The organism is Sphingomonas sp. GW822-FHT03G08 (assembly GCF_058801135.1).
In genome coordinates this window covers 1,706,961-1,726,534 of sequence record NZ_JBXAMZ010000001.1, presented here as the reverse complement: position 1 = coordinate 1,726,534, position 19,574 = coordinate 1,706,961, and the positions used below count along the sequence as shown (strand labels likewise).

Annotated in this window: 23 protein-coding genes; 18 read left to right on the top strand and 5 right to left on the bottom strand. The window is 66.2% G+C overall.

Annotated features, from left to right (window positions below; all coding sequences use genetic code 11):
- Positions 1-5: 5 nt before the first annotated feature.
- Positions 6-461, bottom strand: coding sequence for a universal stress protein (locus tag AC1RJ5_RS07775; RefSeq protein ID WP_493112601.1), 456 nt, complete (start codon positions 459-461; stop codon positions 6-8).
- A 130-nt stretch (positions 462-591) separates the two neighbouring features.
- Between AC1RJ5_RS07775 and AC1RJ5_RS07770 the strand changes: the two genes are divergently transcribed.
- The 8 genes from AC1RJ5_RS07770 to AC1RJ5_RS07735 all read left to right on the top strand — a co-directional run bounded on the left by AC1RJ5_RS07770 (position 592) and on the right by AC1RJ5_RS07735 (position 7,591).
- Positions 592-1,896, top strand: coding sequence for a pyruvate dehydrogenase complex dihydrolipoamide acetyltransferase (locus AC1RJ5_RS07770; protein ID WP_493112599.1), 1,305 nt, complete (start codon positions 592-594; stop codon positions 1,894-1,896).
- A 17-nt stretch (positions 1,897-1,913) separates the two neighbouring features.
- Positions 1,914-2,138, top strand: coding sequence for a hypothetical protein (locus tag AC1RJ5_RS07765; RefSeq protein ID WP_269574413.1), 225 nt, complete (start codon positions 1,914-1,916; stop codon positions 2,136-2,138).
- Positions 2,131-2,529 (top strand): acyl-CoA thioesterase, encoded by a 399-nt coding sequence (locus tag AC1RJ5_RS07760; protein ID WP_184169929.1) that lies wholly within the window; start codon positions 2,131-2,133, stop codon positions 2,527-2,529. Before AC1RJ5_RS07765 ends, AC1RJ5_RS07760 begins: the two co-directional genes overlap by 8 nt.
- A gap of 41 nt (positions 2,530-2,570) precedes the next feature.
- Positions 2,571-3,968: a dihydrolipoyl dehydrogenase gene (lpdA, locus tag AC1RJ5_RS07755; protein ID WP_493112596.1), complete on the top strand. Its 1,398-nt coding sequence runs from the start codon at positions 2,571-2,573 to the stop codon at positions 3,966-3,968.
- A 63-nt stretch (positions 3,969-4,031) separates the two neighbouring features.
- Complete coding sequence (locus AC1RJ5_RS07750; protein WP_269574415.1) at positions 4,032-4,400, top strand: hypothetical protein; 369 nt, start codon at positions 4,032-4,034, stop codon at positions 4,398-4,400.
- Positions 4,401-4,413: 13 nt separating this feature from the next.
- Positions 4,414-5,823 carry a hypothetical protein gene (locus AC1RJ5_RS07745; RefSeq protein WP_493112594.1) on the top strand — a complete coding sequence of 470 codons (1,410 nt, stop codon included), beginning with the start codon at positions 4,414-4,416 and terminating at the stop codon, positions 5,821-5,823.
- A gap of 75 nt (positions 5,824-5,898) precedes the next feature.
- Positions 5,899-6,243: a DUF3140 domain-containing protein gene (locus AC1RJ5_RS07740; RefSeq protein WP_493112592.1), complete on the top strand. Its 345-nt coding sequence runs from the start codon at positions 5,899-5,901 to the stop codon at positions 6,241-6,243.
- 100 nt (positions 6,244-6,343) lie between these two features.
- Positions 6,344-7,591: a dienelactone hydrolase family protein gene (locus AC1RJ5_RS07735; protein ID WP_493112590.1), complete on the top strand. Its 1,248-nt coding sequence runs from the start codon at positions 6,344-6,346 to the stop codon at positions 7,589-7,591.
- Between the two features lie 138 nt (positions 7,592-7,729).
- On the opposite strand, the gene AC1RJ5_RS07730 is transcribed toward AC1RJ5_RS07735, so the two are convergent.
- Positions 7,730-8,185, bottom strand: coding sequence for a GFA family protein (locus AC1RJ5_RS07730; RefSeq protein ID WP_493112588.1), 456 nt, complete (start codon positions 8,183-8,185; stop codon positions 7,730-7,732).
- A 101-nt stretch (positions 8,186-8,286) separates the two neighbouring features.
- Between AC1RJ5_RS07730 and AC1RJ5_RS07725 the strand changes: the two genes are divergently transcribed.
- A complete protein-coding gene (locus tag AC1RJ5_RS07725; RefSeq protein ID WP_493112586.1) occupies positions 8,287-8,886 on the top strand; it encodes a DUF4142 domain-containing protein in 600 nt (199 codons plus the stop codon).
- A gap of 70 nt (positions 8,887-8,956) precedes the next feature.
- Here the strand turns inward: AC1RJ5_RS07725 and AC1RJ5_RS07720 are convergent, their stop codons facing one another.
- Positions 8,957-9,445: a bactofilin family protein gene (locus AC1RJ5_RS07720; protein WP_184169905.1), complete on the bottom strand. Its 489-nt coding sequence runs from the start codon at positions 9,443-9,445 to the stop codon at positions 8,957-8,959.
- 5 nt (positions 9,446-9,450) lie between these two features.
- Positions 9,451-10,017 (bottom strand): hypothetical protein, encoded by a 567-nt coding sequence (locus AC1RJ5_RS07715; RefSeq protein WP_342250083.1) that lies wholly within the window; start codon positions 10,015-10,017, stop codon positions 9,451-9,453.
- 270 nt (positions 10,018-10,287) lie between these two features.
- On the opposite strand from AC1RJ5_RS07715, the gene rpsL reads away from it, so the two are divergent.
- The 4 genes from rpsL (at position 10,288) to tuf (ending at position 14,691) form a co-directional block, all read left to right on the top strand.
- Positions 10,288-10,659: a 30S ribosomal protein S12 gene (rpsL, locus tag AC1RJ5_RS07710; RefSeq protein WP_086129340.1), complete on the top strand. Its 372-nt coding sequence runs from the start codon at positions 10,288-10,290 to the stop codon at positions 10,657-10,659.
- 63 nt (positions 10,660-10,722) lie between these two features.
- The gene (rpsG, locus tag AC1RJ5_RS07705; protein ID WP_184169897.1) at positions 10,723-11,193 is read left to right on the top strand and encodes a 30S ribosomal protein S7; all 471 of its coding nucleotides are present in this window, start codon (positions 10,723-10,725) and stop codon (positions 11,191-11,193) included.
- Positions 11,194-11,294: 101 nt separating this feature from the next.
- Complete coding sequence (gene fusA, locus AC1RJ5_RS07700) at positions 11,295-13,388, top strand: elongation factor G (RefSeq protein WP_269574421.1); 2,094 nt, start codon at positions 11,295-11,297, stop codon at positions 13,386-13,388.
- Between the two features lie 106 nt (positions 13,389-13,494).
- Positions 13,495-14,691, top strand: a complete 1,197-nt coding sequence (gene tuf / locus AC1RJ5_RS07695; RefSeq protein ID WP_269574422.1) for an elongation factor Tu — start codon at positions 13,495-13,497, stop codon at positions 14,689-14,691.
- Between the two features lie 379 nt (positions 14,692-15,070).
- On the opposite strand, the gene AC1RJ5_RS07690 is transcribed toward tuf, so the two are convergent.
- Positions 15,071-16,099, bottom strand: coding sequence for a substrate-binding domain-containing protein (locus AC1RJ5_RS07690; RefSeq protein ID WP_493112585.1), 1,029 nt, complete (start codon positions 16,097-16,099; stop codon positions 15,071-15,073).
- Between the two features lie 236 nt (positions 16,100-16,335).
- On the opposite strand from AC1RJ5_RS07690, the gene rpsJ reads away from it, so the two are divergent.
- The 5 genes from rpsJ to rplB all read left to right on the top strand — a co-directional run bounded on the left by rpsJ (position 16,336) and on the right by rplB (position 19,572).
- Entirely contained in the window at positions 16,336-16,647 is a 312-nt protein-coding gene (rpsJ, locus tag AC1RJ5_RS07685; RefSeq protein WP_029936463.1) for a 30S ribosomal protein S10, read from the top strand.
- A gap of 387 nt (positions 16,648-17,034) precedes the next feature.
- Complete coding sequence (gene rplC / locus AC1RJ5_RS07680) at positions 17,035-17,793, top strand: 50S ribosomal protein L3 (RefSeq protein ID WP_184169884.1); 759 nt, start codon at positions 17,035-17,037, stop codon at positions 17,791-17,793.
- On the top strand, positions 17,794-18,408 hold the full coding sequence (gene rplD, locus AC1RJ5_RS07675) for a 50S ribosomal protein L4 (protein ID WP_184169881.1): 615 nt from the start codon (positions 17,794-17,796) through the stop codon (positions 18,406-18,408).
- Positions 18,401-18,721, top strand: coding sequence for a 50S ribosomal protein L23 (locus AC1RJ5_RS07670; RefSeq protein ID WP_184169878.1), 321 nt, complete (start codon positions 18,401-18,403; stop codon positions 18,719-18,721). The genes rplD and AC1RJ5_RS07670 overlap by 8 nt, the downstream gene beginning before the upstream one ends.
- Positions 18,721-19,572 (top strand): 50S ribosomal protein L2, encoded by an 852-nt coding sequence (gene rplB / locus AC1RJ5_RS07665; RefSeq protein WP_269574424.1) that lies wholly within the window; start codon positions 18,721-18,723, stop codon positions 19,570-19,572. The genes AC1RJ5_RS07670 and rplB overlap by 1 nt, the downstream gene beginning before the upstream one ends.
- Positions 19,573-19,574: the final 2 nt, after the last annotated feature.

The window sequence follows — 19,574 nt, the reverse complement described above, 5'->3', positions numbered from 1 at the left end:
AGTATTCAACTCAGCCGGTCGATCGCGTCCATGTCGAGCCCGCCCGGAATCACCATCAGCGGCACCGGCAGCTTGCCGGCGTCCGAGCCGGAAAAGTGCGTCACCATAGGTCCCGGCGGGCCACTCGCCGCGGCACCGAGCACCAGCGCGGCGATGTCGCGATTGGCGGCGATCATCTCGTGGACGATCTTCGGTCCGTCGCCTTCGCGCACCGTGATCGAGGGCTGGAGCCCCGATTCGGCGAACAGGGTTCCGGCCGCGCGGGCGACCAGTGCCTCGGCGCGTTCGCGGGCTTCTTCCTCGATCGTGGCCATCACGCCGCCCCATTGGACGAAGTCGGGCTTGGGAATCAGCGCCAGGATTTCGACGTTGCCGCCGGTCTTCACGGCGCGGCGTGCGGCGAAGCGCAGGGCGATTTCCGCCTCCGGGCTCTCGTCGATCACCACCAGATAGGTGCGCATGGAATGATCCTCTTGGTCGTGCGTTACGTGCCCCGTAGCGTCATTTCCTGCAAGCGCGTCTCTTGACCCGGGGCGGGGGCGGCGCAAAGAGGGCCCGAACCTGTTCAGGGCTCCAACGACGGGAACCTTCATGTCGATCGAAATCAAGATGCCTGCGCTTTCCCCCACCATGGAAGAGGGTACCCTCGCCAAGTGGCTCGTGAAGGAGGGCGATACGGTGAAGTCCGGCGACCTCATGGCCGAGATCGAGACCGACAAGGCCACCATGGAATTCGAAGCGGTGGACGAGGGCGTGATCGCCAAGATCCTCGTCGCCGAGGGTACCGACAATGTGAAGGTCGGCACCGTGATCGCGATCATCGCCGGTGAGGGCGAGGACGCCTCGACCGCCGCGGCTGCGCCGGCCCCGGCAGCTGCCCCGGCTCCAGCCGCTGCCGCCGCTCCGGCGCCGACTCCGGCCGCCGCGCCCGCGCCGACTCCGGCACCCGCCCAGGCCCAGGCCGCTTCGGGCGACCGCGTGAAGGCCAGCCCGCTCGCCAAGCGTATCGCCGCCGAAAAGGGCGTCGACCTGTCGGGTGTCGCCGGTTCGGGTCCGAACGGCCGAATCGTCAAGGCGGACGTCGAGGGCGCCAAGCCCGGCGCCGCGCCGGCTGCCGCTGCACCGGCCGCTTCGGCTGCTCCCTCGGCTGCTCCGGCTGCCGCTGCCGCCCCGGCCGAGCACAAGCCGGTCTGGTGGGACGAATCGATCCCGCACGAGGCCGAGAAGCTCTCGAACATCCGCAAGACGATCGCGCGCCGTCTCACCGAGTCGAAGCAGACCGTCCCGCACATCTACCTCACGGTCGACATTCGCCTCGATGCGCTGCTCAAGCTGCGCGGCGACCTGAACAAGGCGCTCGATGCCCGCGGCGTGAAGCTGTCGGTCAACGACCTGCTGATCAAGGCGCTCGGCGTGGCGCTGGCCCAGGCACCGAAGTGCAACGTCACCTACACCGGTGAGCAGCTGATCAAGTACAGCCGCGCGGACGTGTCGGTCGCGGTCTCGACTCCGACCGGCCTCATCACCCCGATCATCCGCGACGCCGCCAACAAGGCGGTCTCGGCGATCTCGGCGGAGATGAAGGATCTTGCCGGCCGTGCCCGCGAAGGCAAGCTGAAGCCGGAAGAATATCAGGGCGGCACCGCGTCGCTCTCGAACATGGGCATGTTCGGCATCAAGCAGTTCGAAGCGGTGATCAATCCGCCGCAGGGCATGATCATGGCGATCGGCGCGGGCGAGAAGCGTCCGTACATCGTCGATGACGCGCTGGGCGTGGCCACCGTGATGTCGGCGACCGGCAGCTTCGATCACCGCGCCATCGACGGTGCCGACGGTGCCGAGATGATGAAGATCTTCAAGGAGCTGGTCGAGAATCCCTTCGGGATGATCGCCTGAACCGGAGGGCTGCGCCGATGCGCGTGCTGATCGAAGTGGTGCATATCGTGATCGGGTTGATCGCCGCGGCGTTGATTTCCGCGGCGGCGGCCTGGTCCTATCCGCGCGCGACCGGGGACATCTGGCTGGTCGGCTATGCCTGCATGATCGCGGTGGTGCTGATGGGCATCGGCCCGGTGCGCAAGGCGTTCGCGGCCGACAAGGCGAAGCTGGCGGGCACGGAGCCGCGCGTCGATGGTTGAGCAGGGCGCCGAGCAGCCGAAGACCCAGCCGGCGATTCGCGTCAGCACCATGCCGGCCGACGCCAATGCCTATGGCGACATCTTCGGCGGCTGGCTGATGGGCCAGATGGATCTGGCCGCCGGGCTGGTCGCCGCGCGCCATTCGCGCGGGCGGGCCGTGACCGTCGCGGTCGAGGGCATGAAGTTCCACGCGCCGGTATCGGTCGGCGACGAAGTCTCGGTCTATGCCGAGATCGTCAAGGTCGGCCGCACCTCGATGACGATCGAAGTCCAGTCCTGGCGCCGTGCCCGGCATTCGGAAGAGAGCTGCCTGGTCACCCAGGCGCAGTTCGTCTTCGTCGCGGTGGACGCGAACAAGCGGCCCCGGCCGCTCGATGAAAATGCGGGCTGAGGCCCCTATATCCACACAAACCCAATTGAAGGATTCCTCCCTTGGCTGACACCTATGACGTGATCGTGCTCGGTTCGGGCCCCGGCGGTTATGTGGCGGCGATCCGCGCCGCGCAGCTGGGCCTCAAGACGGCGATCGTCGAGCGCGAGCTGCTGGGCGGCATCTGCCTCAACTGGGGCTGCATCCCCACCAAGGCGCTGCTCCGCTCGTCCGAGATCTTCCATTACATGCAGCACGCCAAGGATTACGGGCTGGTCGCGGAGAAGATCAGCGCCGACCTGGAAGCGGTGGTGAAGCGCTCGCGCGGCGTCGCCAAGCAGCTCAACCAGGGCGTCACGCACTTGATGAAGAAGAACAAGATCGCGGTGCACTTCGGCACCGGCGTGCTGACCGCGCCGGGCAAGCTGACCGTGACCGCCGAGGACGGCAAGAAGACCGATATCGAGGCGAAGAACATCATCGTCGCCACCGGCGCCCGCGCCCGTGATCTTCCGTTCGCCAAGGCCGACGGCAAGCGCATCTGGACGTATCGCACCGCGATGACCCCGCCCGAGATGCCGACCAAGCTGCTCGTGATCGGCTCGGGCGCGATCGGTGTCGAGTTCGCCAGCTTCTACAACGACATGGGCGCCAAGGTGACCATCGTCGAGATGCTCGACCGGATCGTGCCGGTGGAAGACAAGGACGTCTCCGCGCATCTCGAGAAGCAGTTCAAGAAGCAGGGCATGGACATTCGCACCGCGACCGGTGTCGAGAAGATCGACGTGACCGGCACGGGCGTGAAGGCTTCGATCAAGGGCAAGGACGGCAAGGTCACCGTCGAGGAGTTCAGCCACGTCATCGTCGCGGTCGGCATCGTGCCGAACACCGAGAATATCGGCCTCGAGACGCTGGGCGTGAAGACCGAGCGTGGCCACATCATCACCGACGCGACGTGCAAGACCAATGTCGCCGGCCTCTATGCGATCGGCGACGTCACCGCGCCGCCGTTCCTCGCCCACAAGGCAAGCCATGAGGGCGTGATCGCGGTCGAGGCGATTGCCGGCAAGCATCCGCACGCGATGGACGTCCGCAACATCCCGGGCTGCACCTATTGCCACCCGCAGATCGCGTCGGTCGGCCTCACCGAGGCCAAGGCCAAGGAAGCCGGCTATGAAGTGAAGGTCGGCAACTTCCCCTTCATCGGCAACGGCAAGGCGATCGCGCTGGGCGAGGCCGAGGGCTTCGTGAAGACGGTGTTCGACGCCAAGACCGGCGAGCTGCTCGGTGCGCACATGATCGGCGCGGAAGTGACCGAGATGATCCAGGGCTACACGATCGGCAAGACGCTGGAGACCACCGAGGCCGAGCTGATGGAGACGGTGTTCCCGCACCCGACGATCAGCGAGACGATGCACGAGGCGGTCCTCGGCGCCTACGGCCGCGCGCTGCACATCTAAGCGGCCTTCACGCTTTGTTGGAGATCTCCTGCCATGTTCCCCGGAACTGGTGGGAGATTCGGCATGCGTGCCTTCAAGCTGATCCTTTCGCTGCTGCCCCTCGTCTATATCGGCGGGCTGCTCTTCTATTTCACCGGCTTCAGCGGCTGGAGCGAGGGACCGCTGGCCTCCGGCCTGGGGCCGACCGTGCTCGGGCTCGGCGCGATCGGGTTGCTGTTCTGCATCCCGCTGGTCATCCGCCTGCTCAAGCTGACCATCACGCCGCGCGGCCCCAACCCGGGCAAGGGCATCGATCTGCCGGAGGAGCCGGCCTTCGACGCCGATGCCGCGCTCGCTCGCTATCTGGCCCGCAAGGCTGCCGGGCAGGGCAGCGCCGAGATCCCGCACGCCGAGGATGCGCCGCGCCCGGTGTTCGGCCGCAAGATCAGCTAGGGGCACTGGTTTGATGCGCGTGTCGCCCGCGATCCGGGCGGCGCTCGCCGCGCTTCTTCTCTGCCTTGTCATGCTCGCGCTGTTCTGGCCGGGCGTCGCGATGTTCGACAGCCTCAACCAGTATCAGCAGCTGCTCTCGGAGCGCTATGACGACTGGCACCCGCCGGCGATGGCCCGGCTCTGGTCGCTGTTCCACGGACTGGGCTGGGCCGGCCAGGCGCCGATGTTCCTGCTGCAGATGCTGCTCTACTGGACCGGGCTCGGGCTGGTCGCCGCCGCACTGGCCCGGCAGGGCGCCCGGATTGCCGCGGGGGCGGTGCTGCTGCTCGGCATCTGGCCACCGATCGCGGGCTGGCAGGTCGCGGTGCTCAAGGACGGCCAGATGGCGGGGGCGCTGCTCGCCGCGGTCGGGATCGCCTGCTGGTGGCAGTTGCGGGATCGGCCCATGCCGCGCTGGGCGGCCGCGCTGGTCATATTGCTCCTGCTCTACGCCACGCTGGTGCGGATCAACGCGGTGTTCGCCACGGTGCCGCTTGCCTTCGGGCTGCTGGGTACCGGCGCGTGGCGGCCGGTGCGGCACGGGGCGCTGATGCTGGTGGCGATGATCGCCGTGCTGGCCGCGATGCCCCTGGTCAACCACGGCCTGCTGCGCGCGCAGCCCAGCGATGTCGGGCGTTCGCTGCCGATCTACGACCTGGCGGGTATCGCGCATCATGCCGGAGCCGGGGCGGTGCCGGTGCTGCCGGCATCGACATGGCAAAGGGCCGAGGCGCAAGGCTGCATCCGGCCGCTGCTCTGGGATCCGCTGGGCGATCGCTGCGATTTCGTCGCGGACGGGCTGGCACGGGCGGCGCCGGGCGGCAAGCTGACCGGCGTCTGGGTCGGCACGATCGCCCGCCACCCGCTGGCCTATGCCGCGCATCGGCTGGCGCATTGGAACGCGACGATGCGCTGGCTGGTGCCGTGGCGCTACCCGCTCGCCGAGCCGCAGGCGGGCAGCGAGCCGAACACGCTGGGCCTCGGTTCGCCTTCCCCGCGGATCGAGCCCTTCCAGCGGCTGGCGGGCGGGCTGGCCGAAAGCCCGCTCGGCGCGCCGATCCTCTGGCTGTTGGGGGCGCTGGCGGTGGCCGCGCTGGCCTGGCGCCGCGACGATGCGCGCAGCCGGCTGGCCACGACGCTGGCCCTGTCCGCGGTGCTGACCGAGCTCGCCTTCCTGGTGATCAGCGTTGCGGCCGATTATCGCTATCACCTCTGGGCGATGCTCGCGACCGGGCTGGCGATCGCACTGGTGGCGGGTGCCGGGCTGCCCCGGCGCGGGCTGGGCATTGCGCTGGCTGTGATGCTGCTGGTCGGCGGGAGCGGGCTTGCGGCGCGGCTTATGCTGCCGCCAGTGGGGGAAACTTACACCGATGCGGCTGGATAAAATCCCCGCCCGAGGAAACTCCGCGATAGGGCTAACCGTTACGCATGGGTAACATGACGATAACGGAGAAGCGGGTTGGCAGAACGCGACGACCACGAAACAGTGTGGCGCAAATTCCATGAAGTGGTGAACATGGCCCCGACCGAAATAGAGGAATGGCTCGAGACGGCGGAGAGTCGAAAGGTTGGTCAGAAGCGCGATGGCGCGGAGAGCATCGGCCATGCTTCGGGGCGGCGCATCGTCGGTATCCTGCGGACCGACAAGGAAGACCTCGACGGCGGCGACTATGCCCATATGCGCAAGGTGATCGGCTTCGTCGCCCGCCACCGCGCCCAGGGCCCGCATGAGGATTATCGCATCCCCACCTCGCGCTGGCGCTATTCGCTGATGAACTGGGGGCACGACCCCATGAAGGAATAGGCCGATCGAGCAATAGGGCGCGCGCAAGCCACGTGCTTTGGTACTAACGTGGTCATATTTATGGTATAGACATGTGCTGTCCCGCGATTAGGGTGGCGGCATGTCCAGCATCGCGATCCGCATCCTCCTCGCCGCCACTGCGCTGACCCCGGCGCTCGTTGTTCCCATGGCGCCGGTCGTGGCGCGCAATGTCCCCGCGGCAGCGCCGGTCGCGGGCATCGAGGCCTGGCTGGCGAAGCCGGAAGCCGAGCGCTCACTGAACGATCCTGCGCTGGCCCGTCCGCTGAACCGTACCGATGCCGATCGGGCGCTTGCCCTGCTGGGTGCCGAGCGCATGCGCGCCGTCTCGGCCAGTGCCGCCGAAGCGGTTGCCGCCAAGCAGATCACCATCGGTGACAAGACGCTGAAATGGGAAAGCAAGACCTTCGGCAATGCCGCGCCGGGCAAGCGCAGCCTGTGGATCTCGATGCATGGCGGCGGCAATGCCGAGCCGGCGGTGAACGACCAGCAATGGCGCAACCAGATCCGCCTCTATGAGCCGGCCGAGGGCATCTATCTTGCCCCGCGCGCGCCGACCGATACCTGGAACCTCTGGCACGAAGGGCATATCGATCCGCTGTTCCAGCAGCTGATCGACGCGCAGGTCGCGATCAACGGCGTCGATCCCAACCGCGTCTATCTGATGGGCTATTCGGCGGGCGGCGACGGCGTGTGGCAGCTTGCCCCGCGGATGGCGGACCGCTTCGCCGCCGCCGCGATGATGGCGGGCCACCCGAATGAATCCTCGGTGCTCGGCCTGCGCAACCTGCCCTTCGCGATCTTCATGGGCGGCGCCGATGCCGCCTATGACCGCAACAAGATCGCCGCCGACAAGACCGCCGAGCTCGACCGGCTGCATGCCGCCGATCCGGCCGGCTATGTCCATATGTCGCGCATCTATCCGGGGCTGCCGCACTGGATGAACCGCAAGGACGCCGAGGCGCTGCCCTGGATGGCCGGCTTCACCCGCGATCCCTGGCCGAAGCGCATCGTGTGGCTCCAGGACGATGTCACGCATGACCGCTTCTACTGGCTGCACATTCCCGATGCGGCGGCGGCCAAGGCCGGCGACACGATCACCGCGTCCGTCGAGGGCCAGACCATCACGCTCACCGGCGCCGTGCCGGCGGGCACGACGCTGCGCCTGTCCGACCATCTGCTCAATCTCGATCGCCCGGTTAAGGTGATCGTCAACGGGCGCACCGCCTATTCGGGCAAGGTCGCGCGGACCGGGCTGGCGATCGAGCAGTCTATACGGGAGCGGGCGGACCTGACTTCGGCGGCAACGGCGATGCTCAAGCTGGGGTGAGGCTGCCTGGTGGTGGCTGATGTAGCTGCTCCCCGGCGAAAGCCGGGGCCCAGGGTTTCTCTTCCGTCTCGCTTGTTACCTTGGACCCCGGCTTTCGCCGGGGAACTACAAGGTCTGACATGGCGCGAGCACGGGGCGCTATAGCCCCGCCGCATACTCCTTCGTAAGCGCATCCCAGTCATTCCAGTCCGGGTTGCCTGCATAGCTGCGCTTCGCGCCGGTCTCGACCCAGGGGAGCTTCTCGTCGGTCCAGGTCTCGAGGAACGGCCGCGCGTCGTCCGGCGTGTCGAGCATCGTCGTGCGGACATTGACGAACCAGTCGACACCCTCGGCGCGGGTGAACACCCAGCTCTTGCAATGGTCGCAATGGAAGTGATGCGCGACCGGGCCGTGCAGGCCGCCGATCACCGGCACGCCCTGCGTTACTTCAAAGGCGTCCGCCGGCACGGTCAGGGTGAGCGAGAAGGCGCTGCCGGTCATCTTCTGGCAGCCGGTGCAGTGGCAGGCGCTGGTGAGGAAGGGGGCGGCCGTCACTTGGAAGCGCAGCTGGCCGCAACGGCATCCCCCCTCGTGTGCCTGGGTCCAGTCGGTCATTCCCCTGCTCCTGTCTCGATTCGTCGCATTGCGCCGTCCTAGCCGGAACGGCGCCCTCAGGCCCGCGTTACTTTCCTCCAAAAGAACAGGAGGATGCCTGCATGAACAGATACTTCTTCGCGTTCGGCCTGGGGCCGGCGTTCGCGTTGGGCGCCTGTGGCGGCAGCGAACCGGTGACCACGGTGGACAATATCGTCGCGACCGACACGATCATCCCCGAGAACAGCATCGATGCCAATGCCGCCACCGGTGCGCTCAACGAGGCAAGCGGCGCTGCGGTGATGACCGGTCAGACCTTCGCCGACACCGCCGGTGCCAGCGATGCCTATGAAGTCGCGGCGGGCAAGCTTGCGGCGCAGAAGGCGAGCACGCAGGCGCTCAAGGATTTCGGCGGGATGATGGTCACCGCCCACACCGGGTCCACTGCCAAGCTCAAGGCCGCCGGGGCGAAGGCGACGCCGGCGATCGTGCCGAACGCGAAGCTCAGCGCCGAGCAGGAAGCCAATCTCGCCACGCTGCGCGACACCACCGGCGCGGATTTCGACACTGCCTACAAGGCGCAGCAGGTCGTGGCGCACGAGAAGACGCTGGCGGCGGTGCAGGACTATGCGAAGAACGGCACGGTGCCGCAGCTCAAGGTCTTCGCCGCCGAGATCGCGCCGGTCGTCCAGCAGCATCTCGACAAGATACGCGGGCTCTAGAACGCGAAAGGGGCGCGCTCCCCCCCCCCCGGGAAGCGCGCCCCTTATGTCCCGCGAAAAGCCGGTGGGCTTATTCGTTCGCCGCCGCCGCGAAGGGCGAGGGCGCAGCCTCGACCGGGCGGGGCCCCGCCGGCGCTGCCGGAGCCGCTGCCTGGACGGTGCTCATATGCTTCAGGCGACCGTCGATATGGCCGCCATTCTCGATCGTGATGTTCTCATATTCGACATCGCCGGTGATCTTGGCCGAACGCTCGATGGTGAGCTGGCGCACGCGCACCGTGCCTTCGATCGCGCCGGCAAGGCGGGCGGTCTCGGCAGTGACGTTGCCGAAGATCTGGCTCTCGGCGCCCTGGGCCAGGCTGCCGCAATGGACATCGCCCTCGATGCGGCCGTCGATATGCAGGTCGGCGGTGGCGGAGACATTGCCGGTCACCGTCACGTCCGGACCGATCACCGAGAACATGCCGCGCTTGCCGTTTCCGCTGCTCTGCTGCGGCGGGGCCGGCGGCATTGCCGGACGCTCATCCCGATCGCGACCACGATTATTGCTGTTGAACATCCACGCTACTCCCCAAATTCGGAACCCGAATCCCTTGCGATACCTCTAGCATAACGCAGGGAAGCCGACATCGGCCAAAAGCGGGGGCGAAAGCGCGGCGAGCGTTCCAGAGAGGGATTGTCGTTCGCGGCCGGGCAACGGGCGCGGCAAAGCCACGCTGCGCCGAGCATCGTTACGCCGGCGACGAGCTGCGGGATGGGTCCCGCGCCCAGGGCCGCGAGCGTTCCCGCAAGCGCCAGCGGCCCGGCGAATCGCTCGCGAGGCAGCAATGCGAAGCCGAGCGCGGCGGGCACCAGCAGCGCGGCGGCGCCAACCTGCGGCAGCACGACCAGCGGCAGCAGCGTGGCGGGCAGGGCGGCCTTCACCCGCGAGCCCGGGGGCAGGGCGGTCAGCTGTGCCAGATGCCAGGCCAGGAACCCGGTTCCCCCGGTGATCGCCAGCCCGAACAGCTCCCAGGAAAGCAGCGAGGCGGGGCCCGACAGCACCGGCCCGACCCCGCCGAGCAGCAGAGTCGCGATCAGCGCGGCAAGAGCTGCCACCAAGGGGTTGAATCGGGATGCGTAACGAACCATCTTCTGGGCTCTAGCCCGGCACTGGTTGACGCTCTGTTATCCCGCCGGCCGACTCAGTTGACCCGTCAGCCCCCCATCGCTATAGGCGCCCCCGTCCCACAAGGGACCGGCACGTCCGGTCGCGATTCCTTGCGGGGCAAGAGCTGAACGTTGCTGGAGACGCAATGGCCCGGGGGGTCGAGTACACCCGGGGCCTTTTCGTATTCTCAAACACAGGGTTCCAGCAAAGTAACCGCCGGCCACGGCCGGTAACATAAGGTGAAGGGCTTCATGCCGACGATTAACCAGCTGGTCCGCAAGGGCCGCGAACTGCAGAAGACCAAGTCGAAGGTCCCTGCGATGGAGCAGAACCCGCAGAAGCGCGGCGTCTGCACCCGCGTCTATACGACGACCCCGAAGAAGCCGAACTCGGCGCTCCGCAAGGTTGCCAAGGTCCGCCTGACCAACCAGCGCGAAGTCATCAGCTACATCCCGGGCGAAGGTCACAACCTTCAGGAGCACTCGGTTGTTCTGATCCGCGGCGGCCGTGTCCGCGATCTTCCCGGCGTGCGCTACCACGTCCTGCGCGGCGTGCTCGATACGCAGGGCGTCAAGGATCGTCGCCAGTCGCGTTCGAAGTACGGCGCCAAGCGTCCCAAGTAATCACAGCCATAGTAAGCCCCGGACAGGTTCCGGATCGGCTGAAGTTTTAGAAGGAAATTCAAGATGGCTCGTCGTCGTCGCCCAGAGAAGCGCGAAATCCTGCCGGATCCCAAGTTCGGTGATATCGTTCTCTCGAAGTTCATGAACTCGGTCATGCTGGACGGTAAGAAGTCCGTTGCCGAGGGCATCGTCTATTCGGCCCTGGAAACCGTCGAGACTCGCGCCAAGCGCGATCCGATCGGCGTGTTCCATGACGCGCTGAACAACATCAAGCCGGGCATCGAAGTCCGCAGCCGCCGCGTCGGCGGTGCGACCTACCAGGTGCCGGTTGAAGTTCGTCCGGAGCGTGCGCAGGCCCTCGCGATCCGCTGGCTGATCACTTCGGCCCGCAATCGCAGCGAGAACACCATGTCGGCACGCCTTTCGGGCGAGCTGCTGGACGCCTCGAACAACCGCGGCAACGCGGTGAAGAAGCGCGAAGACACCCACCGTATGGCCGAGGCGAACCGCGCCTTCAGCCACTACCGCTGGTAAGTCTTTCTCCAGCGCCGGCACGTCTGGCGCTGGAAATTTTCGTTCCTACATATCGGGGAGCTGGATCGTCCGGCTCCCCACATCCTTAAGGAAACCAGGTCATGGCCCGCAGCCATCCGCTCGAGCGTTACCGCAATATCGGCATCATGGCGCACATCGACGCCGGCAAGACGACGACGACCGAGCGCATCCTCTACTACACCGGCAAGTCCTACAAGATCGGCGAAGTGCACGAAGGCACCGCGACGATGGACTGGATGGAGCAGGAGCAGGAGCGTGGCATCACGATCACCTCGGCTGCGACCACCTGCAAGTGGCGCGCGGAAGAGGGCAAGGGTGAAGAGCACCTGATCAACATCATCGACACCCCGGGCCACGTCGACTTCACCATCGAAGTCGAGCGTTCGCTCCGCGTGCTCGACGGTGCCGTGGCGTGCTTCGACGGCGTTGCCGGCGTTGAGCCGCAGTCGGAAACCGTGTGGCGCCAGGCCGACAAGTACGGCGTGCCGCGCATGTGCTTCGTCAACAAGCTCGATCGCACCGGTGCGAACTTCTATTTCTGCGTCGACTCGATCGTCGAGCGCCTGGGCGCGCGTCCGGCCGTGCTGTATCTGCCGATCGGCATCGAGGGCGGCTTCAAGGGCCTGGTGGACCTGGTCGAGAACCGCGCGATCATCTGGCTCGAAGAGAGCCTGGGCGCGAAGTTCGAATATCAGGACATCCCCGATGACCTGAAGGAAAAGGCCGCCAAGTATCGCAGCGACCTGATCGAGATGGCCGTCGAGCAGGACGACGCCCTGATGGAAGCGTATCTCGAGGGCAACGAGCCTTCGGTCGCCGACCTGAAGAAGCTGATCCGCAAGGGTACGCTTGCCATGTCGTTCGTGCCGATCGTCTGCGGTTCGGCGTTCAAGAACAAGGGCGTGCAGCCCCTGCTCGACGCCGTTGTCGACTATCTGCCTTCGCCGCTGGACATTCCCGACGTGCAGGGCGTGAAGCTCGACGGCGAGACCCCGGATTCGCGTCCGGCCTCGGACACCGCGCCGCTTTCGCTGCTCGCGTTCAAGATCATGAACGATCCGTTCGTCGGCTCGCTCACCTTCGCCCGCATCTACTCGGGCACCCTCACCAAGGGTCAGTATCTGAACTCGGTGAAGGACAAGAAGGAGAAGATCGGCCGTATGCTCCTAATGCACGCGAACTCGCGTGAGGACATCGATGAAGCACGCGCTGGCGACATCGTCGCGATCGCGGGCCTCAAGGAGACCACGACCGGCGATACGCTGTGCGACACCGCGAACCCGATCATCCTGGAGCGCATGGAGTTCCCGGAGCCGGTTATCGAGCTGTCGGTGGAGCCGAAGACCAAGGCCGACCAGGAGAAGATGGGCCTCGCCCTGAACCGTCTGGCCGCCGAGGATCCCTCGTTCCGCGTTTCGACCGACCACGAGTCGGGCCAGACCATCATCAAGGGCATGGGCGAGCTCCATCTCGAGATCCTGGTCGACCGCATGAAGCGCGAGTTCAAGGTCGAGGCGAATGTCGGCGCGCCGCAGGTGGCGTATCGCGAGTATCTCGCGAAGCCGGTGGACATCGACTACACGCACAAGAAGCAGTCGGGCGGCACCGGTCAGTTCGGCCGCGTCAAGGTCAAGCTGACTCCGGGCGAGCGCGGTTCGGGCTTCGTCTTCAAGGACGAAGTCAAGGGCGGCAACATCCCGAAGGAGTACATCCCGGCGATCGAGAAGGGCTTCCGCGAGACCGCCGAGACGGGTTCGCTGGTCGGCTTCCCGATCATCGACTTCGAAGTGCTGCTCTATGACGGTGCGTACCACGACGTCGACTCGTCGGCGCTGGCCTTCGAAATCACCGCCCGCGCCGCAATGCGCGAAGCGGCCCAGAAGTCCGGCATCAAGCTGCTCGAGCCGGTGATGAAGGTGGAAGTCGTGACCCCCGAGGACTATCTCGGCGACGTCATCGGCGACATCAACAGCCGCCGTGGTCAGATCCAGGGCACCGACAGCCGCGGCAACGCGCAGACCGTCGATGCCATGGTGCCGCTGGCGAACATGTTCGGTTACGTGAACCAGCTCCGCTCGTTCACCCAGGGTCGTGCGCAGTACTCGATGCAGTTCTCGCACTATGACGAAGTGCCGCCGAACGTGGCAGACGAAGTGAAGGCGAAGCTCGCCTGACGCGCTTAGCGCTTGGGCTGGCGTAACTTGAAAACAGCCGCTATGGGGCCGCCTTCCGGCGAATCCCCTGGCGGCGCGGAATCAGAGATCAGAAGGTAGGAAAACAATGGCGAAGGCAAAGTTTGAGCGGAACAAGCCGCACCTCAACATCGGCACCATCGGTCACGTCGACCACGGCAAGACCTCGCTGACGGCCGCTATCACCAAGGTCCTGGCAGAGAACGTTGCGGGTAACGCCGCCGTCGACTTCGCCAACATCGACAAGGCTCCGGAAGAGCGCGAGCGCGGCATCACCATCTCGACCGCGCACGTCGAGTACGAGACCGACAAGCGTCACTATGCGCACGTCGATTGCCCGGGCCACGCCGACTATGTGAAGAACATGATCACCGGCGCCGCGCAGATGGACGGTGCGATCCTCGTGGTCGCCGCCACCGACGGCCCGATGCCGCAGACCAAGGAGCACATCCTGCTCGCTCGCCAGGTCGGCGTGCCGACCATGGTCGTCTTCCTGAACAAGGTCGACCTGGTCGAGGACGAGGAAATCCTCGAGCTCGTCGAGATGGAAATCCGCGAAGAGCTGTCCCGTCGTGAGTTCGACGGCGACAACATTCCGATCATCCGTGGTTCGGCTACCGCCGCTCTCTCGGGCTCGGACGACAAGCTCGGCAAGGACGCGATCCTGGCTCTCATGGCCGCCGTCGACGAGTCGATCCCGCAGCCGGAGCGTCCGGTCGATCAGCCGTTCATGATGCCGATCGAAGACGTGTTCTCGATCTCGGGCCGCGGCACCGTGGTGACCGGCCGCGTCGAGACCGGCATCGTCAAGGTTGGTGAGGAAGTCGAGATCGTCGGCATCCAGGAGTCGGTCCGCAAGACCACCGTCACCGGCGTGGAAATGTTCCGCAAGCTGCTCGACGAAGGTCGTGCAGGCGACAACATCGGCGCGCTGATCCGCGGCGTCGGCCGTGACGAAGTCGAGCGTGGCCAGGTTCTGGCCAAGCCGGGTTCGATCAAGCCGCACACCGACTTCAAGTCGGAAGTGTACGTGCTGTCGAAGGACGAAGGTGGCCGTCACACGCCGTTCTTCGCCAACTATCGTCCGCAGTTCTACTTCCGTACCACGGACGTGACCGGCACGATCGAGCTGCCGGAAGGCACCGAGATGGTGATGCCGGGCGACAACGTCGCTCTCGGCATCAAGCTGATCGCTCCGATCGCTATGGACGTCGGTCAGCGCTTCACGATCCGCGAAGGCGGCCGCACCGTGGGTGCAGGCGTCGTTGCCGAGATCCAGAAGTAAGCTTCACCCTTTAGGGTAGAGTTCGAAGGGCCCGGTCTCCGAAAGGAGGCCGGGCCTTTTCGTTTGGGTATCGCGTGCAAGGAAAGGCTGGTGGGTGCCTTGAGCCCCGCAGTTCCCCGGCGAAGGCCGGGGCCCAGGATCGGCGCACTATCGATGGCGCGGGAGCCTCGCGATCGACATTGCAGCTGGGCCCCGGCCTTCGCCGGGGAACTGGAGGTTGGATGGCGAGAAGCCGGCGAGCTGATGCTACGGTCCGGCGTCATCCCCGCCTTCGCGGGGATGACGGAGCAGAAAGGGTGGGGCGCTCCGCGTAGGTTGCCTCCTGCATACCGGCCCTTTGTGCACCCCTCCCGCGCAGGAAGGGGCACACCTACCTGCCTCAGGAGAGCTCGCTCGCCTCCAGCGGATACTCGTTCTCCAGCGCTTCGGCTGCCTTCTTGCGCGTGCCGTCCGGCAGGGCGACCAGACCGATCGCGGTCAGCGGGCCGCCCGGCGCTGCCATCTGCAGATAGAGCTTCAGGAAGTCCTTGAGTGCCGGCAGTTCCTTGAGGCGCGCCTTGCGGACATAGAGGAACAGCGTGCGGGCACCGGGATACTGGCCGCCGGAGATGGTCTTGGCGTCCGGTGTGATCCCGTCGATCGGCACGCCGCGCAGCGCGGCGGCGTTCTGCTCCAGCCGGGCATAGCCGAACAGGCCGAGGGCGTTCGGGTTCTGCTTGAGCGCGGAGACGATCTCGGCATCGTCCTCGCCCTTGTCGACATAGGCGCCATCGGTGCGCACGCGCTGGCAGGCGACGTCGAACTGCGAAGGGTCGGGGCTCTTCAGCAGCTCGCTCGCCTGGGGCATCGCCGCCAGGCAGCCGACGCGCAGGATCAATGCCTCGAACATCTCGCGCGTGCCGCTGCCCTTCGGGTGACCCAGTACCAGGATCGGAATGGCGGGCAGCCCGGCATTTACATCGTGCCAGGTCCTGGCGGTATTGGGCTTGCCGCGCGGATTGGCCGCGAGCGCCAGATAGATGTCCTGGCTGGTCAGCTCCAGCTTCGGCCCCTGCACCGATCCCGCCAGCGCGAGGCCGTCGAGGCCGATCCGGATCTCGAGGATGTCGCCGGCGCCGGCCGCGTTGCAGGCGTTGAATTCGACGCGGGTCATGCGGCGCGACGCGTCGAGCAGGTCGGGCGCCTTGCCGTTCACCGGCTTGCAGAAGGCCCGCGCGCCCTCGCCGGTGCCCACCGCGGCGATCTCCGGCATCGGCTGCTTCTTGTCCTTCTTGACGAACGCCTCGCCGACGGCCCTGGTGAACGGGAATACGGTGGCGGAGCCGGTAGCGGTGATCGCCGATGGGCTGGTGTTGCACGAAGCGAGCAGCAGGGCTGCCAGCGTGACGGCAGAGGTTCTCCTAAGCATCTCTTTCCCCTACGACACAAAGGCGCAGGGCACGCGCGCCCATCCGGGCTTGTTGCCGAGCTGCGTTACCGGGGCATGACGCGGGCCTGGCCGGCGAGGGCGGGGCATCGCAGGCGATCAAAATCCGCCGCGCCCCTTGACCCGAATCGCCTCTGCCTGTAGGGGCCGCGCCTTCGGTTCACACATACAGCAAGAGCCTCGTTCAGCGGGGCCCGCTCTTTCGCATTGGTAGGGACATGGAAACGCAGAATATCCGTATTCGCCTGAAGGCGTTCGATCATCGAGTGCTCGACCAGGCGACCGGCGACATCGCCGACACTGCCCGCCGTACCGGCGCTCTCATCCGTGGCCCGATCCCGCTTCCGACGAAGATCGAGAAGTTCACGGTCAACCGTGGCCCGCACATCGACAAGAAGTCGCGCGAGCAGTTCGAAGTGCGCACCTACAAGCGCATGCTCGACATCGTGCAGCCGACCCCGCAGACCGTGGACGCGCTGATGAAGCTCGACCTCGCCGCCGGCGTCGACGTCGAGATCAAGCTGGCCTGAGCCAGTCAGAGACCCCTGCGAAAGCGGGGGTCTTTTCACGTCCCGCCGCATCCTTCGCAGGAATGCAGGTGAGGGGGTGGACAGGGAAGCGCTGCTGACGTAAAGGCGCGCCTCCACACGAGATTCGCGATTCCCCTGAGGGGGATTCGCCAGGTTCCTCCACCGGGTCGATCTGATCCAACGCAAGGAACCGGAGGGCGCCACGGGCGCACTCGCATCGCGATAGGGATACCGCCGGCCTCTTCGGAGAACCGGGCCTGCGTCCCCCGTCGCCTCTTCCTTCGGGAGGGGGTTCAGCCCGGACGGGGGCTCGCATCATATTTTCGGGCTGAAGCACGCACCCGTGGGAATTCCCCCTCGGGTGCCTATGCATAGGAGCAACTGGTCATGCGCACTGGCGTGATCGCGAAGAAGTTGGGGATGACCCGCCTGTTCCAGGACGACGGCCGCCACGTGCCCGTCACCGTCCTGGCCCTCGAAGGCGTTCAGGTCGTCTCCGTCCGCGAAAAGGATCGTGACGGTTACACTGCCGTCCAGCTCGGCGCCGGCACGGCGAAGAGCAAGAATGTCGCCAAGCCGCAGCGCGGCCACTTCGGCAAGGCCGAAGTCGAGCCCAAGGCTGTCGTCCATGAGTTCCGCGTCGACGCGGACGGCCTGCTCGAAGTGGGCGCCGAGATCTCGGCCGACCACTATGTCGCCGGCCAGTTCGTCGACATCCAGGGCAAGACCCAGGGCAAGGGCTTCGCCGGCGGCATGAAGCGTTGGGGCTTCGGCGGTCTGCGCGCCACCCACGGCGTCTCGGTCTCGCACCGCTCGCTCGGTTCGACCGGTCAGCGCCAGGATCCGGGCAAGGTCTTCAAGAACAAGAAGATGGCCGGCCACATGGGTGACAAGTTCCGCACCCAGCAGAATCTCGAGATCGTCGGCACCGACGTCGAGCGCGGCCTGATCTTCGTCAAGGGCTCGGTCCCTGGCTCGAAGGGTGGCTGGCTGTTCGTCAAGGACGCCGTCAAGGTCGCCCGTCCTGCCGAAGCGCCGTTCCCGGCCGGCATCAAGTCGGTCGCCAACAACAACGACACCGCCCCCGCGGAGACTCCGGCCGAAGTGACCGAGGCTCCTGAGGCGACCGAAGGCCAGGAGGGCTAAGTGAAGGTCAAGGTTCAAACCCTCGACGCCAAGGCATCGGGCGACATCGAGCTCAACGACACCGTCTTCGGTGTCGAGCCGCGCGCCGACATCCTGCACCGCGTCGTCACCTGGCAGCTCGAGAAGCGTCGCGCCACCGCGCGCGGCACTCGCGAGCGTGCTGACGTCGCCCGCTCGGGCAAGAAGTTCGGTCGCCAGAAGGGCGGCGGTACCGCCCGTCACGGCGATCGCCGCGCTCCGGTGTTCATCGGCGGTGGTAAGGCGCACGGCGCCCGCGTTCGCGACTTCAATCCGTCGCTGAACAAGAAGATCCGCGCGCTCGGCCTGAAGATGGCGCTCAGCAGCCATGCCAAGGCAGGTTCGCTGGTCGTCCTCGACGCCTTCGGCACCGCCAAGACCGCAGAGCTCAAGGCGCAGTTCGCCAAGCTCGGCACCGGCAAGACCGCGCTGGTGATCGACGGCGAGGCCGGCAACGGCTTCCTCGCGGCCCGCAACCTGGTGGGCGTCAACGTCCTCCCGGCGGTCGGCGCCAACGTCTATGACATCCTGAAGCACGACACGCTGGTCCTGACCCGCGCTGCCGTCGAGAAGCTGGAGGCGCGCTTCAATGGCTAAGAAGCAGGCAGCCGCGATCGACAACCGTCACTATGACGTGATTGTCGCGCCGCACATCACCGAGAAGTCGACCCTGGTCTCCGAGCACAACGCCGTTGTGTTCAAGGTCGCCGGCGACGCCACCAAGCCCGAGATCAAGGCCGCCGTCGAGGCGATCTGGAAGGTCAAGGTGACTGGCGTCAACACGATCGTCCAGAAGGGCAAGACCAAGAAGTGGAAGGGTGCGCCCTACCAGCGCTCGGACATCAAGAAGGCTATCGTGACCCTCGCCGACGGTGAGCAGATCGACGTGACCTCGGGGGTCAATTCGTAATGGCACTCAAGAATTACAATCCGACGTCGCCTGGCGTCCGCGGCCTGATCCTGATCGACCGTTCGGCCCTGTACAAGGGTCGTCCGGTCAAGGCTCTGACCGAGGGCAAGACCAAGACCGGCGGCCGCAACAACAAGGGCCATGTGACCTCGCGCGGCATCGCGGGCGGCCACAAGCAGCGCTATCGTATCATCGATTTCAAGCGCCGCCTGTGGGACGTCGAGGGCACTGTCGAGCGGATCGAGTATGACCCGAACCGCACCGCCTTCATCGCGCTCGTGAACTACGGCGCCGACGAAGCCGGCAAGGATCGCGTCGCCTACATCATCGCGCCGCAGCGCCTCGCCGTTGGCGACAAGGTGATCGCCGGCAAGAAGACCGACGTGAAGCCGGGCAACGCCATGGAGCTGGGCCAGATGCCGGTCGGCACCATCGTCCACAACGTGGAGATGAAGCCGGGCAAGGGTGGCCAGATCGCCCGTTCGGCAGGCACCTATGTCCAGGTCGTCGGTCGTGACCGCGGCATGGTCATCGTTCGCCTGAACTCGGGCGAGCAGCGCTACATCCACGGCAACTGCATGGCGACCGTTGGTGCGGTGTCCAACCCGGACAACCAGAACACCAACCTCGGCAAGGCTGGCCGTAACCGCTGGAAGGGCATCCGCCCGCTGACCCGCGGTGTTGCGAAGAACCCGGTCGACCACCCGCACGGCGGTGGTGAAGGCCGGACCTCGGGCGGCCGTCATCCGGTCACCCCGTGGGGCAAGCCGACCAAGGGTGCGCGCACCCGCCACAACAAGGCGACGGACAAGATGATCATCCGCAGCCGTCACGCGAAGAAGAAGGGCTAACC